Source organism: Lysobacter sp. (assembly GCF_035655815.1).
Taxonomy (GTDB): Bacteria; Pseudomonadota; Gammaproteobacteria; order Xanthomonadales; family Xanthomonadaceae; genus Lysobacter_J.
This window is the reverse complement of the sequence record NZ_DASRTS010000020.1, coordinates 31,250-45,995: the sequence shown is the minus strand read 5'-3', so window position 1 is coordinate 45,995 and position 14,746 is coordinate 31,250. Positions and strand designations below refer to the sequence as shown.

Here is a 14,746-nt window from a genome sequence, read left to right as displayed (position 1 = left end):
CATCGGCGGCGCGCAGACCGGCATCTATCCGCGCGAAAGCCCGGGTGGCTGGCGCCTGCTGGGGCGCACGCCCTGCGTGCTGTTCGACCCCGCGCGCGAGCCGCCTTCGCTGCTGCAACCCGGCGACCACGTGCGCTTCGTTCCGGTCAGCGCGGAAGAACTGGAGCATCCGCACGCACCCGCGACGACTGCCGAGCCGCCATCCGCCAACGGCCCCGCGGTCCACGTGATCCGCCCCGGCCTGCTCACCACGGTGCAGGACCTCGGCCGGCCGGGCTGGCGCCACCTCGGAGTGGCCAAGGCCGGCGCGCTGGACCGCAACGCTGCACGGCTGGCCAATCGCCTCGTCGGCAATGCGGAAGACGCGGCGGTGCTCGAACTCACCCTGCGCGGCCCGACGCTCCGCTTCGAAACGCCCGTGCGCGTGGCCTTGCTGGGTGCGCGCGTGGCGGCGCGTTTCGATGGATATGAAGTGCCGATGGGACGTCCGGTCGAGCTGCCTGTGGGCACGCTCGAGCTGGGTTCGCTGCGCGGTGGCGCGCGTGCATGGCTGGCCATTTCCGGTGGCATCGAAGTGGCCCAGGTGCTCGGCAGCCGCAGCACGGACCTGCGCGGCGGCTTCGGCGGCCTGGAGGGCCGCGCGCTCGTCGCCGGCGACCGCGTGCCGCTGGGCCGCATGACGCCGATCGATGTGACCCAACCGCGGGCACCGGCCTGGTGGATCGACCCTGCGCACGAGGACGGGATCGCGATCCGCTACGTGCCGGGCGCGCACCCGGCCGCAACCGCGCTCGCCACGCGCGCTTGGCGCGTCGCCGCGCGCAGCAACCGTCAGGGCCTGCGCCTGGAAGGCGACGCGCTCGCGGCTCCACCGGCCGATGGCGCCTCTGAACCAGTAGCGCCAGGCACGATCCAGTTGCCGGCGGACGGCTCGCCCATCGTGCTGCTGGCCGATGCGCAGACCGTCGGCGGTTATCCGCGGCTCGGGCGGGTCATCGCAACCGATCTGCCGCGGCTGGCCCAGTGCGTTCCGGGACAGACCCTGCATTTCGCGCCCTGCGACGAGGCCATCGCGCACCAGCTGGCTTGCGCGGCGCGTGCGCGGCTCGCCAGAATCCGCCTGATGATCGACGCGCGCCTGCCCGCGATCTGAACTTCCACCCTTCCAAGCGGACTCCCAATGAAATCCAACATCGTCGGCGCGCTGGTGCTGGTCGTGATCGGCACCCTGTTCCTGCTCAACAACCTGGGCTTCACCGACATGAGCCTGGGCCGCCTGCTCATGACCTGGTGGCCCGCGATCCTGATCGTGGTCGGCCTGGGCATGCTGTTCAAGCGCGGCTAATCCGCGCCCACCGTCGTGCACGCGCGCATCGACTTCAACTGCGACCTCGGCGAGGGCTGCGGCGACGATGCGGCGATCCTGCCGCACGTCAGCTCCGCCAACGTCGCCTGCGGCGGTCACGCGGGCGACGAGGACACGATGCGCGCGACGTTGCGGCTGTGCCGGCAATTCGGGGTCGCGGCCGGCGCGCATCCCTCCTTCGAGGATCCGGAGCATTTCGGCCGGCGTGCGCTGGCCGTTGCGCAGGATGAGGTCGCACGCATGGTGCGCACCCAGATGCAGCGCCTGGACGACATCGCGCGCGAGGAAGGCGTGCGGCTCACGCACGTCAAACCACACGGGGCGCTATACAACCTCGCCGCCGAAGACCGCGCCGTGGCCGATGCGATTGCATCGACAGTCGCGCAGTTCGATCCCTCGTTGGTGCTCTTCGGCCTGTCCGGCTCGGCGCTGACCGAAGCAGGTCAGCATCACGGCCTGCGCGTCGCGCACGAGGTCTTCGCCGAGCGCGGCTACGACGCACGCGGCCGCCTGCTTCCACGTGGCACTCCAGGCGCGGTGATCGAATCGCTCGACCAGGCCATCGCCCAGGTGCGCCGCCTGGTGCTGCAGGGCGAGGTCGTCGCGTCCGACGGCTCGATCGTGCAATTGCAAGCCGACACGCTGTGCCTGCACGGCGATCGCAGCGATGCGGCGGAGTTCGCGCGCGCCGTGCGTGACGCACTGCAGGCCGACGGCATCGCCATCGCCGCGATCGGTGCGCAGTGATGAACTACTGGCCATTGCTCGGCGTCGCGTGGGTGGTCGTCGGCTTCGTGTTGCGCGCCAATCCGGTGATCGTGGTGGTGAGCGCCGGCCTAGTGAGCGGACTCGCCGCAGGCAAGTCGATCGGCGAGCTGCTGGCTCTGCTGGGCGAGAGCTTCGTGTCCAACCGTGCGCTGCTGATGTTCGCGATGACGCTGCCGACCATCGGCCTGCTCGAACGCGCCGGCCTGCGCGAGCACGCGCTGCGCTGGATAGCCCGCTGGCGTGGCCTCACCCTGGCGCGGTTGTTGACGGGTTATCTCGCCGTGCGCCAGGGACTGAGCATGCTCGGCCTCATCGACATCGCCGGCCACGCGCAGACCGTGCGACCGCTGCTGGCGCCGATGGCCGAGTCGGCCGCCTCAAAACCCCATGGACCGGTGTCCCGCGATGACGCGCAGAAGGTACGCGCGTTGTCGGCGGCCACCGACAACGTCGGCCGTTTCTTCGGCGAGGACGTGTTCCTGGCCTTCGGCGCGGTGCTGCTGATCCAGGGCTTCTACGCGCAGCACGGCATCGCACTGGAGCCGCTCCAGATCGCGTTGTGGGCCCTTCCCACCGCGATCGCCGCGTTCGTCATCCACGCGATCCGCATCGTGTTCTTCCAGCGCGCACTGGATCGTCGTACGGCAGCCGCGGCGGAGTACTCCGATGCTGTCGATTGAGCATTTCTACCTGCTGCTGGCGGCGTTCGTGCTGTACGCGGGATGGCGCAACCTGTGCGAGCGCCGCTACGCGCATGCCGCGTTCTGGAGCGTGCTGGCGGTGCTGTTCGCCGCGGGTAAACCGATCCTCGATGCCTCCGAGGCGGGCAACGCCCTGCCCTCGCAGATCGCCGGCGGCGCGGTGATCGCGCTGGCGCTGCTGGCCACGCGCATGCGTCGCGAGCACATCGCAGAAACGCCAGAGGCGCTGCGGCTGGCCTCTGCGGAGCGCCTGGGCCACCGTCTGTTCTGGCCGGCGCTGCTGATTCCGGTCGCGACGGTGCTGGTGGTGCTCTTCGGCGAGCGCATCGCGTTCGGCGGTACGCGCCTGTTCGGCGAGGGCAGCATCACCCTGATCGGGCTCGCGCTGGCCTGCGTGCTCGCGACGGGTCTGGCGGTGTGGATCACGCGCGAACGACCGTCCGTCGCGCTGGGCGAAGGCCGGCGCCTGCTCGACACCATGGGCTGGGCCGCATTGCTGCCGCTGGTGCTGGCCACGCTGGGCGGAGTGTTCGCGGCCAGCGGTGTCGGCGATGCGGTGGCGTCGATCGTCTCCGCGCTGATTCCCGCCGACAGCCGCCTGGCCTGCGTCATCGCCTATGGCCTGGGCATGGTGGTGTTCACGATGATCATGGGCAACGCGTTCGCGGCGTTCCCGGTGATGACCGCGGGCATCGGCCTGCCGCTGCTGATCCAGCAGCACGGGGCGGCTCCGGCGATCCTCGGGTCCATCGGCATGCTCACGGGCTATTGCGGAACGCTGATGACGCCCATGGCCGCCAACTTCAACCTCGTGCCTGCCGCACTGCTCGAACTCGACGATCCCAATGCGGTGATCCGCACGCAGTTGCCGACGGCGATTCCGCTGCTGCTGGTGAACCTCGCCCTGATGTACTGGCTGGCCTTCCCATGACCGCGACGCCTTTCCCGCACGTCCTGCTGACCGGCTTCGCGCCGTTCGACGGCGAGAGCAGCAATCCCAGTTGGGAGGCCGTGCAGGCGCTGGAAGGCGAAATCATCGCCGGCCATCGCGTGGTCGCACGCTGCCTGCCGGTGGAGTTCGGCGCGTCGCTGCATGCCCTGCGGCACGCAATCGAAGAACTCATGCCATCGCTGGTGATCTGCGTCGGCCAGGCGGGTGGACGCACGCAGATCTCGCTGGAACGCGTGGCCATCAACGTCGACGACGCGCGCATCCCCGACAACGCCGGCGCGCAGCCGGTGGACGAGGTCATCGTGCTGGACGGCCCGGCCGCGTACTTCACCGGGTTGCCGGTGAAGGCGATGCTGGCGGCGCTGCGCAGTTCCGGGATCCCTGCGGAGATCTCGCAGACCGCCGGCACCTTCGTCTGCAACCACGTGTTCTATGGCCTGATGCATGCGCTGCGCGAACAGCCCGGCGTACGCGGCGGCTTCATCCACATTCCCTACTCGCCCGCGCAGGCCGCATTGCACCCCGGCGCGCCGAGCCTTCCACCTGCGGTGGTCAGCCAGGCGCTGCGCCTGTCGACGGCCATCGCCCTCACCGTCCAGCACGACGTCCGCATCGCCGCGGGCACCACCCACTAGAGGAACCCGACATGCGCCACCTCGTTGCCGCTACCGTCCTGAGCGCGGCCCTGCTCCTGCCCACGCTCGCCATGGCCGCGTCGCAGTCCTACTACGACAAGAAGGCCGCGGCGGCCGCCAGCGCCGGCCAGCAGACCATCAGCATCTATGTCGACGTCGACCTGGGCGCACGCAAGAGCGGCTCGGCCGACGAACTCAACCAGTCGCATCGCGCCTTCAACGCCAGCGGCTACGACGTGGTCAGCGTGGTGGGTTACACCGAGAACGGCGACCTGCAGGGCTTCTTCGTCACCTACGTGCGTCGCTGATCAAACCATTGCGCCAACAAAAAGGCCCGCATGCGCGGGCCTTTTTTGTGCCTGTTGAACGCGTTGCGCGTCAGTTGGCTTCCACCACCTGCGTGTTGGCGACCAGGTCGTGCAGACAGCGGCGATCGCCGCGGAAGATGAAGAGCACGTTGGCGATACTGAGCAATCCGCCGACGAAAGGCACCAGGCCGATGCCGCCGGAGAACAGGTAGCGACGGCCCAGCAGCACGCCCAGGCCCGGGTTCTGGCCCTGCATGTCGACGATGCGCACGCCGACCGCCTTCTTGCCCCAGGTCTGGCCGTTGTTCTTCAGCGGGATGAAGTGCACCGCGACGAACACCGCGAACCCCAGCACGCCCCAGGCGAGCTGCATCGCGAGACCGGGGCCACCCTGCGCGATCGTGTCGAAATACCCGCCGAACATCATCATCGGCAGCACGATCACCAGCGCGATGATGGTGTCGAGTATTGCAGCGCCCAGGCGCTTGAGGCGGCTGGCCGGCTGCAGCTCGCCCCATGCCGCATCGGCCACGTGCGTCTGCGGCCGCTGGTACGGATTCTGTTCTTCCATTTCGATTCCCCTGTCGAGTTGAGAAACATCGAGTGCCCGGCGCCCCCGCGCCGGGCATCACGTCTGGATCAGGTACGCGGCAAGGTCACGCCGGTCTGGCCCTGGTACTTGCCGCCGCGGTCCTTGTACGAGGTCTCGCAGACTTCGTCGGACTGGAAGAACAGCATCTGCGCCACGCCCTCGTTGGCGTAGATGCGCGCCGGCAGCGGCGTGGTGTTGCTGAATTCCAGCGTCACGTGGCCTTCCCATTCCGGCTCCAGCGGCGTCACGTTGACGATGATGCCGCAGCGCGCGTAGGTGCTCTTGCCCAGGCATACCACCAGCACGTCGCGCGGGATGCGGAAGTACTCCACCGTCCGGGCGAGCGCGAAGGAGTTGGGCGGGATGATGCAGACATCGCTCTCGATGTCGACGAAGCTGCCGCTGTCGAAATGCTTTGGGTCGACGATGGTCGAGTTGATGTTGGTGAACACCTTGAACTCGCGCGAGCAGCGCACGTCGTAGCCGTAACTGGACGTGCCGTAGCTGACGATGCGGTGGCCGTCGGCGGCGGTCTTGACCTGCCCCGGCTCGAACGGCTCGATCATGCCTTGCTGCTCGGCCATGCGACGGATCCAGCGGTCGGACTTGATGCTCATGCGGTGGGGCGTGCCTTGCGTTGCGGGAACGCGGATTGTGTCAGGGAACGGCGGGAAACGGGGAGGCCGGGCGGCCGCAGCAGGCCCGGAAACAGGAGCTGCCGCCCAGGCGGCGCCCCACTGCTCCCCTCGACGTCAGACCAGCGAAGCCGACAGTGGCGTCGCCACGCGCGGCCTGCGTGCCAGTTCGATGGCCATCCGCCGGGCCGTCGCCCGGTAGGCCCGCGCCGCGGCGCTGTCCGGCGCCGCCACGACCATCGGTACTCCGGCGTCACCCTGCTCGCGGATCCCGATTTCCAGCGGCAGGCTGCCCAGCAGAGGCACGCCGTACTGCGCAGCCATGCGCTCGCCGCCGCCCTGGCCGAACACATGCTCGGCGTGGCCGCAGTTGGAGCACACGTGCACGGCCATGTTCTCGACCAGACCGAGCACCGGCACCTGCACCTTCTCGAACATCTTCAGCGCCTTGCGCGCATCCAGCGTGGCCACTTCCTGCGGCGTGGTGACGATGACCGCACCGGCCACCGGGATCTTCTGCGCCAGCGTCAGCTGAATGTCGCCGGTGCCGGGCGGCAGGTCGACGATGAGGTAGTCCAGCCCGTCGCCCTGAGTGCTGCCCCAGCGCGTTTCGCCCAGCAACTGGGTCAACGCGGACGTCGCCATCGGCCCACGCCAGATCATCGGCGTGTCCTGGTCCACCAGCAGCCCGATCGACATCGCTTCAACGCCATGCGCACGCATCGGTTCGATGGTCTTGCCGTCGGGGCTGTCCGGCCGGCCGCTCAGGCCCAGCATGGTCGGAATGCTGGGCCCGTAGATGTCGGCGTCCAGCACGCCCACGCGCGCTCCGTCCGCCGCCAGCGCCAGGGCCAGGTTCACCGCCGTGGTCGACTTGCCCACACCGCCCTTGCCCGAACCGATGGCGATGAGGTTGCGCACGTTGGGCAGCGGCGAAAGATTAGGCTGCACCGCATGCGAGGTGATGCGCGACTGCAGTTCCAGACGGGCGAGCGTCAGGTTTTCCTCGCCCGCCAGCCGCGCGATCTCCGCCTCCAGCCAAGGCTTGAGCAAGTCGCACGGAAAGCCCGCCACGATTTCCACCGCTGCTCGCGCGTCCGCTGCGACGACCCGGATGCGCGCACCGGCATCGGCCAGACTGAGATTTACATCCGCCAGCGGCAGGGCGGAGATTCGGGCTTGCAGCGACTCTTCACGACTCACGGGAACGACCTTCTTTGCTGAATTTGGCGAGAACTTCCTGACAACCAAATCGTTGTTAAACGCATGTTACGTTCCGACTACCTGGCCTTGACATTCGAAAGTTGACCAGGGGCACGGAAAGTTGTCGTTTTGAAGTTCATTGAGGGGATAACCAGATGCCAGTATCCAATAATCGGCTGCGCCGCAGCCGTTTGAGCACCGCTTTGCTCGTCGCTTCGCTGATGCCCGTCGCCGGCACCGCGTTCGCGCAGGACTCGGACGCCTCGCAGTCGGCAACCGACATCGACAAGGTTACGGTCACCGGATCGCTGATCCCGCAGACCGAAGTCGAAACCTTCACCCCCGTCACGGTCATCTCGGCCGAAGACATCCAGATGCGCGGCTTTACCAGCGTGTCGGACGTGCTGCAGCAGTCCTCGTTCCAGACCGGCGGCCTGCAAGGCGGCCAGACCTCTGCGTCGTTCACCCAGGGCGCTGAGGCGTCCGGCATGTTCGGCCTGGACCCGGGCTACACCAAATACCTGATCAACGGCCGCCCCATGGCCAACTATCCGGCCCTGTACAACGGCTCGGACACGTTCAACAACATCAGCGGCATTCCGGTCGACCTGGTCGAGCGCATCGAAATCCTGCCGGGCGGCCAGTCCTCCCTGTACGGTTCGGACGCGATCGCCGGCGTCGTCAACGTCATCCTCAAGAAGAACGTCGACGGCCTCTCGGTCAACCTGCGTGGCGGTTGGTATAGCGATGGCGGTGGCGACAGCTTCCGCGTGAGCGTCTCCGACGGCTTCACCAGCGCCAACGGCCGCTTGAACCTCGTCGGCGGCATCCAGTACGAAACGCGCGATCCGATCTGGGGTTACCAGCGTGACCTGACCAAGCAGTACAACCCGGACGGTTACAGCGCCCAGACTGCAAGCCGCGATTACGTCGTCATCAATGGTTCCGCCGGCAACACCTATCTCTTCCTCGATCCGAACAACTGCGAAAACGTCACCGGTCAATTCGGCGGCACGGAAGGTCTGCGCTCGCGCCCCGGCATCGGCCAGTATTGCGGCTCGTTCATGACGCCGGGCTACCGCACCATTCGCAACGGCAAGGAAGCGACGCAGGTTTATGCGCACGCGACTTATGACGTGAACGATAACGTCCAGTTGTACGGTGACCTGCTCACCAACAACGAGGACGTCGAGTACGCGACCGGTTCGGGCTACACGTGGTGGGGCACCAGCGCCAAGTACGGCTACTACTACGATCCCGACCAGGACGCCTTCCTCAACCTGCAACGCGCGTTCTCGCCGGAAGACATCGGTGGCCTTGGCTACAGGGACATCATGAACACCGACAAGAACCGCTCGTACCAGGTCACCCTAGGCGCGAACGGTACCTTCGGCAGCAACTGGGACTGGGACGTCGGCTTCACCCGCACCGAGTACAAGCTGACCGAGCGCAACTGGGTCCGCTTCGCCGACCCGATCGATGCCTATTTCCGCGCCAACGTGCTCGGCCCCCAGCAGGGCATGGATCCGTACTACGGCATCTACCCGGTCTTCCAGCCGAACTACGAGGCGTTCTACCAGCCGATGTCGCCGGCCGATTTCGCCAGCTTCACCGGCTTCGTCAATACGGACAGCAAGACGGAAGACAACACCCTGCGTGCGCAGTTGACCAATGCGTCCCTGTTCTCGCTGCCCGGTGGCGACGCCGGCCTGGCAATCGTGGTTGAAGGCGGCACGCAAAGCTGGGACTACACGCCCGATGCTCGCCTGTTGCAGGACCCGGAGACACTGGAATCGGAGATCTGGGGTCTGACCTCGGTCAACGGCTCGGGTGATCGCGACCGTTACGCGGTGACGGGCGAACTGCGCATGCCGCTGTGGGAGCCCCTGACCGTCACCGTCGCGGGTCGTTACGACGCGTTCAAGGTCGCTGGACAGACGATCGACAAGCCGACCTACAGCATCGGTCTGGAATATCGCCCGGTCGAAAGCTTCCTGCTGCGCGGCAAATACGGCACCGCGTTCCGGGCGCCGACGCTTTCCGACGTGTTCCAGGGCCTCAGCGGTTACTACAGCTCGAACACCGACTACTACCGCTGCTCGCTGGAAGGCTTTACCCCCGGCAACACCGATGACTGCGCCTATGACAACACGCAGTATTTCGGCCAGCAGTCGGGCAACCCGGACCTCCAGCCGATCGAGGCGGACGTCTGGAACGTGGGCTTCGTCTGGGCTCCGATGAGCAACCTGTCGCTGTCCGTGGACTACTTCCACTGGGACATCCGCGACGAGGTCGACCAGCTGAGCAGCGACCAGCTGCTGCTGGCCGAATACTACTGCCGCACCGGCCAGGCGAATACCGCTTCGGCCAGCTGCGACAATGCTCTGGCATGGGTCACGCGCGGCGCGAACAGCGAGATCGAGCGCATCTACACGCCGAAGGTCAACGTGTCGCAGCAGAAGCTGGAAGCGGTCACCGCCAGCCTCAACTACGTCCTCGACATGGGCAAGTGGGGTTCGCTGGCGTTCGCAGGCAACTACACCAACAACCTCGAGCACACGGTCACGCCGCTGCCTGGCGAAGATGAGATCGACCTGCTGCGCGAGCCGTACTACATGTGGGTGTACGACGCCTATGCGAAGACCCGCGCCGACGCGTCGGTGGGCTGGAACATCGGCAAGTGGACCACGACCGTGTACGCCAACCGCATCGGCAAGACGCCGAACTACGTCGCGTATGCCACGGACTCGTGGGATGGGGCGATCAACGGAGCGCGTGCAGGCTGGTGGGCGCCGTACTCCACCTACAACCTGACGTTCAACTACGACGCCACCGACGACATCCGCCTGTCGCTGCTGGTCAACAACGTGCTGGACAAGACGCCGGAAGACCAGGCTTCGAACTTCCCGGGCACGGAAGACACGCCGTACAACAACTACCTGTACAACGTGTACGGCCGTTCGATCTATCTGGAAATGCGCTACAACTTCGGCAAGTAAGCTCTCCAGGCTGCCGGACAGGACCCCGCCGCAAGGCGGGGTCCTTTTTTTTTGCGACCTGCGCCACGCGCCCGTTGGGGCCGCCTTCCGTACGCCGCCGGATGCGGTATAACTGGCCGCAACCGCGCTGTTCCGACGCGGCAACTCAATCCCTGGGAGGGGACCATGCGTACCAAGTTGCTTGCCCTGCTGTTGCTGCTCCTGCCACTGAGCGCGTTCGCCCAGAACACGCCGGTCGGCACCTGGACCACCATCGACGACAAGACCCAGAAGCCCAAGTCCGTGGTCGAGATCTACCAGGCCAAGGACGGCAGCCTCGCCGGGCGCGTCACCGAGGTACTGCAGTCGGATCGCGGTCCCAACCCGGTCTGTGACAAGTGCTCGGGCGACCGCAAGGACAAGCCGGTCAAGGGCATGGTCATCCTGTGGGGGATCAAGCAGAAGGGCGACACGTGGGAAGGCGGCCAGATCCTCGACCCGGCCAGCGGCAAGGTCTATTCGGTGAAGGTCACGCCGGTGGACGACGGCAAGAAGCTCGAAGTCCGCGGCTTCATGGGTTTCTCGCTCCTCGGCCGCACGCAGACCTGGCAGCGCCGCTGAGCGCTTCCTTCAGCACCATCCAGCGCCCCGGCCGATGCCGGGGCGTTTTCGTTTGCGGCAGGTGAACACGGCGCGCATGCGATAATCCCGGCTCTTTTCGCCGTCCGGTTTGCCATGTCCCGCGAGTTCGTCGTCACCTGCGCCCTGCCCTACGCCAACGGGCACCTGCACCTCGGCCACCTGGTCGGCTACACCCAGGCCGACATCTGGTGCCGTGCGCAGCGAATGGCCGGCCATCGGGCCTGGTATGTGTGCGCCGACGACACCCACGGCACGCCCATCATGCTGGCCGCGGAGAAGGCCGGCACCACGCCGGAGGCCTTCATCGCCGGCATCCAGGCCAGCCACGAGCGCGACTTCGCCGAGTTCGGTGTGGCGTTCGACCACTACGACTCGACCAATTCCGAGCGCAACCGCATCCTCACCGAAGCGATCTACACCAAGCTCGACAACAACGGCCACATCGGCCGCCGCTCGGTGGCGCAGCTGTACGACCCGGTGAAGGGCATGTTCCTGCCCGACCGCTACGTCAAGGGCATCTGCCCGAACTGCGGCACGCCCGACCAGTACGGCGACAACTGCGAGAACTGCGGCGCGACGTACTCGCCGACCGAGCTGAAGGAACCGCGTTCGGTCATCAGTGGCGCCACGCCGGAGCTGCGCGAGTCGGAGCACTTCTTCTTCGAGGTGGGCCAGTTCCAGGATTTCCTGCGCGAGTGGCTGGCCGGCGACGTCGCGTTGCCGAGCGTGAAGGCCAAGCTGCAGGAATGGCTGGATGCCGACGGCGGCCTGCGTGCATGGGACATCTCGCGCGACGCACCGTATTTCGGCTTCCAGATCCCGGGCCATCCGGGCAAATACCTGTACGTGTGGCTGGATGCGCCCATCGGTTATCTGTCCAGCTTCCAGGCGCTTTGCGAACGCGAAGGGCTGGACTTCTGGTCATACCTCACCCGCGACAGCCAGGCCGAGCTGCACCACTTCATCGGCAAGGACATCGTCAACTTCCACGGCCTGTTCTGGCCGGCGGTGCTGCGCGGCGCCGGCTTCCGCGCGCCGACGCGGCTGCATGTCAACGGCTATCTCACCGTCGACGGCGCCAAGATGTCCAAGTCGCGCGGCACCTTCGTGATGGCCCGCACCTATCTCGAAGCCGGGCTCGATCCGGAGGCGCTGCGCTACTACTACGCCACCAAGACCACCGGCGGCGTGGACGACCTGGACCTCAACCTGGCCGACTTCGTCGCGCGCGTGAACGCGGACCTCGTGGGCAAGTTCGTCAATCTCGCCAGCCGCTGTGCCGGCTTCATCGAGAAGCGCTTCGATGGCCACCTCGCCGACGCGCTGCCCGACAGCGCGATGTACGCGCGCTTTGTCGAGCAGCTCGCGCCTATCGCGCAGGCCTACGAGCGCAACGAGGCCGCCACCGCGTTGCGCCTGACCATGGCGCTGGCCGATGAGGCCAACAAGTACATCGACGAGCACAAGCCGTGGGTGCTGGCCAAGCAGGATGGCGCCGAAGCGCAGCTGCAGGCCGTGTGCACGCAGGGGCTGAACCTGTTCCGCGTGCTCAACGCCGCGCTCAAGCCGGTGCTGCCGCGCGTGAGCGCGCAGGCGGAAGCCTTCCTGGCCGCTCCGGTCGCGACCTGGAGCGACGTTGCCGCGCCGCTGCTTTCGCACCGCATCGCCAGCTACACCCCGCTCTTCACCCGCATCGACCCCAAGCAGATCGAGAACATGATCGAAGCCTCGAAGGACTCGCTGAAGTCCGAAGCCCCGAAGACCGAGCCCGCTACCGCCAAGTCGGAGCAGAGCGCCAAGGCTCCTGCCGCCGCAGCTGCCGACTCGCAATACATCGGCATCGACGACTTCGCCAGGCTCGACCTGCGCGTGGGCCGCGTGGTCGCGTGCGAATTCGTCGAAGGTTCCGACAAGCTGCTGCGCTTCGAACTGGACGCGGGCGAGCTGGGCAAGCGGCAGATCTTTTCCGGCATTCGCGGTTCGTATGGAGAGCCCGAGAAGCTGGTTGGCCGCAGCGTCGTGTTCATCGCCAATCTCGCGCCGCGCAAGATGCGCTTCGGCGTGAGCGAGGGGATGATCCTGTCCGCCGGCTTCGATGGCGGCTCGCTGTTCCTGCTGGATGCCGACGCCGGCGTGCAGCCCGGCATGCCGGTACGCTGAACCGCGCACCCTGCTCGTAGGAGCCGGCCTTCTGGCGAGCTCGATCCGGCGATTCCGGTCGCCAGCAAGCTGGCTCCTACCACCGACCAAGGCGATGGCCTCCGACCTCACCGAACGCCTCGACCGCATCCTGCCGCAGACCCAATGCGGCCAGTGCGGGTTCGCGGGTTGCCGTCCCTACGCGGAGGCGATGGCGCGCGGCGAGGCAGACGTCGACCGCTGTCCGCCGGGTGGCGACACCGGTGCGCGCGCGCTGGCACGCGTGCTCGACGTGTCGCCCAGGCCTTTCGATCGCACGCGTGGCGAACACAAGCCGCCGCAGGTCGCGCTGATCGTCGAAGCCGACTGCATCGGCTGCACCAAATGCATCCAGGCCTGCCCGGTGGACGCCATCATCGGCGGATCGAAACACATGCACACCGTCATCGACCCGCTGTGCACGGGCTGCGAGCTGTGCGTCCCCGCCTGTCCGGTGGATTGCATCGTGCTGATGCCGACGTAGGCACAGCGCCGGCATTACTTCGAAGCTCTCCCAGCTGTCATTCCCGCGAAGGCGGGAATCCAGCGGACCGGTTTGTCATGTCCGATGCAAGCGGATTGCACTCGTACGCATGCACTCGGCTTTCGAATGCCGGACTCGCCGCTGAAGGATGGATTCCCGCCTTCGCGGGAATGACGGCTAGAGCGCTGTAACGCAACGTGACGCGATGCGCGCGGGAACGATGAACGGAATCTCGGGAGAGCGGTCGAACAGCGACGCCCGCCCGCACGTCACTGCCCGAACGTCACTTCGTCTCCGCTGTTCCTGCTGCGGCTCCCGTGGCTGCACACGCCGAGCACACGCGCTCCACCGTGTAGCCTTTCGCGCGCAGCTTTTCGATCACGCCATCGCTGCCCAGCAGGTGCAACGCGCCGACGACCACCAGCGTGTCGCCCTTCTTCACGCCGTCCAGCATCTCCTGGATCTGCGGCACCCACGCGTCGTTGCGTTCGACATTGACCATGCGATAGGTCTCGGGCGTCTTGTCCTTCATCTCCTCGCGCGCCAACGTGTCCAGACGCGCGACATCGCCTGCGCGCCAGGCGCCGTGCAGGTCGTTGAGCATGCCCGGCATCTCGGTGGGTTTGTCGATGAACTCCTTCAGCGACGCGACCTGCTCCGTCATCGGGCTGCCGTCGAGCACCTGCAGTTGCGTGTCGATGGACTCCAGGCCGCCCGTCGGCTTCTTGCTCGCCATCGCCTGCTGCATGAGTCGCTGGTCTAGGCCACTGTCCGCGCTGAAGCCCATCTGCTGCGAAATGCCGATCATCAGCGACAGGTTCACGAACCACGGTTCGTAGGCGTCGAACTGTGCAACGGACGCGCCGCGCTGGGCCAGGATGCGGTTGAACTTCTCGCGCGTCGCGGCCGGCAGCACCTGGCTGAGCGTGCGGCCATCGGCAAACGAAGCCGCGGCGAGGAATTTCTGTCCGGTAGCCGGATCGAGCATCTGTTCCGGCGGAATCTCGAACACCACCTTGTCCGACGCCTGGAACGCCTGGTCCACATCCTGCGAGAGCGGATAGTCCTCCGGCTTGAGCAGATGGAACGAGCCCAGCAGGTAGACCGCGTTGTCCCGATCCGACACCTTCCACAGGAGCGGCACCGGCGGCGCCTTGGCTGCAGCAACGGGCGCGGCAGCCGCCGCAGGCGTTGCAGGCGTTGCAGGCACCTTCGCCTGCTCGACCGCGACCGCAACGGACATCAGGCCGGCGGCAGCCAGCAGCGACAGGCAGAACATCTTCAGTCGGCGCATCGGTCGGACG

15 protein-coding genes are annotated in these 14,746 nt (G+C 66.8%); 11 read left to right on the top strand and 4 right to left on the bottom strand.

Features of this window, described 5'->3' with window-relative positions; all coding sequences use genetic code 11:
- From VFE83_RS05000 to VFE83_RS04970, 7 genes are all read left to right on the top strand, one after another.
- Positions 1–1,153 (top strand): 5-oxoprolinase/urea amidolyase family protein (locus tag VFE83_RS05000; protein ID WP_324903783.1); only part of this gene is annotated, 1,153 nt, incomplete at its 5' end.
- Positions 1,154–1,180: 27 nt separating this feature from the next.
- A complete protein-coding gene (locus VFE83_RS04995; RefSeq protein WP_181902663.1) occupies positions 1,181–1,345 on the top strand; it encodes a LiaI-LiaF-like domain-containing protein in 165 nt (54 codons plus the stop codon).
- 15 nt (positions 1,346–1,360) lie between these two features.
- Positions 1,361–2,113 carry a 5-oxoprolinase subunit PxpA gene (locus VFE83_RS04990; protein ID WP_324903782.1) on the top strand — a complete coding sequence of 251 codons (753 nt, stop codon included), beginning with the start codon at positions 1,361–1,363 and terminating at the stop codon, positions 2,111–2,113.
- Positions 2,113–2,814 carry a DUF969 domain-containing protein gene (locus VFE83_RS04985; protein ID WP_324903781.1) on the top strand — a complete coding sequence of 234 codons (702 nt, stop codon included), beginning with the start codon at positions 2,113–2,115 and terminating at the stop codon, positions 2,812–2,814. Before VFE83_RS04990 ends, VFE83_RS04985 begins: the two co-directional genes overlap by 1 nt.
- On the top strand, positions 2,801–3,766 hold the full coding sequence (locus VFE83_RS04980) for a DUF979 domain-containing protein (RefSeq protein ID WP_324903780.1): 966 nt from the start codon (positions 2,801–2,803) through the stop codon (positions 3,764–3,766). Before VFE83_RS04985 ends, VFE83_RS04980 begins: the two co-directional genes overlap by 14 nt.
- Complete coding sequence (gene pcp, locus VFE83_RS04975) at positions 3,763–4,422, top strand: pyroglutamyl-peptidase I (RefSeq protein ID WP_324903779.1); 660 nt, start codon at positions 3,763–3,765, stop codon at positions 4,420–4,422. Before VFE83_RS04980 ends, pcp begins: the two co-directional genes overlap by 4 nt.
- An 11-nt stretch (positions 4,423–4,433) precedes the next feature.
- Positions 4,434–4,730 (top strand): hypothetical protein, encoded by a 297-nt coding sequence (locus VFE83_RS04970; protein WP_324903778.1) that lies wholly within the window; start codon positions 4,434–4,436, stop codon positions 4,728–4,730.
- A gap of 70 nt (positions 4,731–4,800) precedes the next feature.
- Here VFE83_RS04970 and VFE83_RS04965 read toward each other — a convergent pair whose 3' ends face one another.
- The 3 genes from VFE83_RS04965 to apbC all read right to left on the bottom strand — a co-directional run bounded on the left by VFE83_RS04965 (position 4,801) and on the right by apbC (position 7,130).
- Entirely contained in the window at positions 4,801–5,301 is a 501-nt protein-coding gene (locus VFE83_RS04965; protein WP_324903777.1) for an RDD family protein, read from the bottom strand.
- A gap of 68 nt (positions 5,302–5,369) precedes the next feature.
- On the bottom strand, positions 5,370–5,939 hold the full coding sequence (gene dcd / locus VFE83_RS04960) for a dCTP deaminase (RefSeq protein ID WP_309261624.1): 570 nt from the start codon (positions 5,937–5,939) through the stop codon (positions 5,370–5,372).
- Positions 5,940–6,074: 135 nt separating this feature from the next.
- Positions 6,075–7,130, bottom strand: coding sequence for an iron-sulfur cluster carrier protein ApbC (gene apbC / locus VFE83_RS04955; protein ID WP_324903786.1), 1,056 nt, complete (start codon positions 7,128–7,130; stop codon positions 6,075–6,077).
- A gap of 185 nt (positions 7,131–7,315) precedes the next feature.
- Here apbC and VFE83_RS04950 point away from each other — a divergent pair, with 185 nt between their 5' ends.
- The 4 genes from VFE83_RS04950 (at position 7,316) to rnfB (ending at position 13,442) form a co-directional block, all read left to right on the top strand.
- Positions 7,316–10,159 carry a TonB-dependent receptor plug domain-containing protein gene (locus tag VFE83_RS04950; protein ID WP_414674691.1) on the top strand — a complete coding sequence of 948 codons (2,844 nt, stop codon included), beginning with the start codon at positions 7,316–7,318 and terminating at the stop codon, positions 10,157–10,159.
- A 165-nt stretch (positions 10,160–10,324) separates the two neighbouring features.
- Complete coding sequence (locus VFE83_RS04945) at positions 10,325–10,759, top strand: DUF2147 domain-containing protein (protein WP_324903776.1); 435 nt, start codon at positions 10,325–10,327, stop codon at positions 10,757–10,759.
- A gap of 114 nt (positions 10,760–10,873) precedes the next feature.
- Entirely contained in the window at positions 10,874–12,940 is a 2,067-nt protein-coding gene (gene metG, locus VFE83_RS04940) for a methionine--tRNA ligase (RefSeq protein WP_324903775.1), read from the top strand.
- Between the two features lie 94 nt (positions 12,941–13,034).
- The gene (gene rnfB, locus VFE83_RS04935; RefSeq protein WP_324903774.1) at positions 13,035–13,442 is read left to right on the top strand and encodes an Rnf electron transport complex subunit RnfB; all 408 of its coding nucleotides are present in this window, start codon (positions 13,035–13,037) and stop codon (positions 13,440–13,442) included.
- Positions 13,443–13,725: 283 nt separating this feature from the next.
- Here the strand turns inward: rnfB and VFE83_RS04930 are convergent, their stop codons facing one another.
- Positions 13,726–14,736 carry a TraB/GumN family protein gene (locus VFE83_RS04930; protein WP_324903773.1) on the bottom strand — a complete coding sequence of 337 codons (1,011 nt, stop codon included), beginning with the start codon at positions 14,734–14,736 and terminating at the stop codon, positions 13,726–13,728.
- Between the last annotated feature and the right edge of the window lie 10 nt (positions 14,737–14,746).

Bases quoted from the DNA above. Each gene is read 5' to 3' on its own strand.
- VFE83_RS04995 (WP_181902663.1), top strand. From the start codon at position 1,181: ATGAAATCCAACATCGTCGGCGCGCTGGTGCTGGTCGTGATCGGCACC.
- VFE83_RS04985 (WP_324903781.1), top strand. From the start codon at position 2,113: ATGAACTACTGGCCATTGCTCGGCGTCGCGTGGGTGGTCGTCGGCTTC.
- VFE83_RS04980 (WP_324903780.1), top strand. From the start codon at position 2,801: ATGCTGTCGATTGAGCATTTCTACCTGCTGCTGGCGGCGTTCGTGCTG.
- pcp (WP_324903779.1), top strand. From the start codon at position 3,763: ATGACCGCGACGCCTTTCCCGCACGTCCTGCTGACCGGCTTCGCGCCG.
- VFE83_RS04970 (WP_324903778.1), top strand. From the start codon at position 4,434: ATGCGCCACCTCGTTGCCGCTACCGTCCTGAGCGCGGCCCTGCTCCTG.
- VFE83_RS04965 (WP_324903777.1), bottom strand. From the start codon at position 5,301: ATGGAAGAACAGAATCCGTACCAGCGGCCGCAGACGCACGTGGCCGAT.
- dcd (WP_309261624.1), bottom strand. From the start codon at position 5,939: ATGAGCATCAAGTCCGACCGCTGGATCCGTCGCATGGCCGAGCAGCAA.
- VFE83_RS04950 (WP_414674691.1), top strand. From the start codon at position 7,316: ATGCCAGTATCCAATAATCGGCTGCGCCGCAGCCGTTTGAGCACCGCT.
- VFE83_RS04945 (WP_324903776.1), top strand. From the start codon at position 10,325: ATGCGTACCAAGTTGCTTGCCCTGCTGTTGCTGCTCCTGCCACTGAGC.
- metG (WP_324903775.1), top strand. From the start codon at position 10,874: ATGTCCCGCGAGTTCGTCGTCACCTGCGCCCTGCCCTACGCCAACGGG.
- rnfB (WP_324903774.1), top strand. From the start codon at position 13,035: ATGGCCTCCGACCTCACCGAACGCCTCGACCGCATCCTGCCGCAGACC.
- VFE83_RS04930 (WP_324903773.1), bottom strand. From the start codon at position 14,736: ATGCGCCGACTGAAGATGTTCTGCCTGTCGCTGCTGGCTGCCGCCGGC.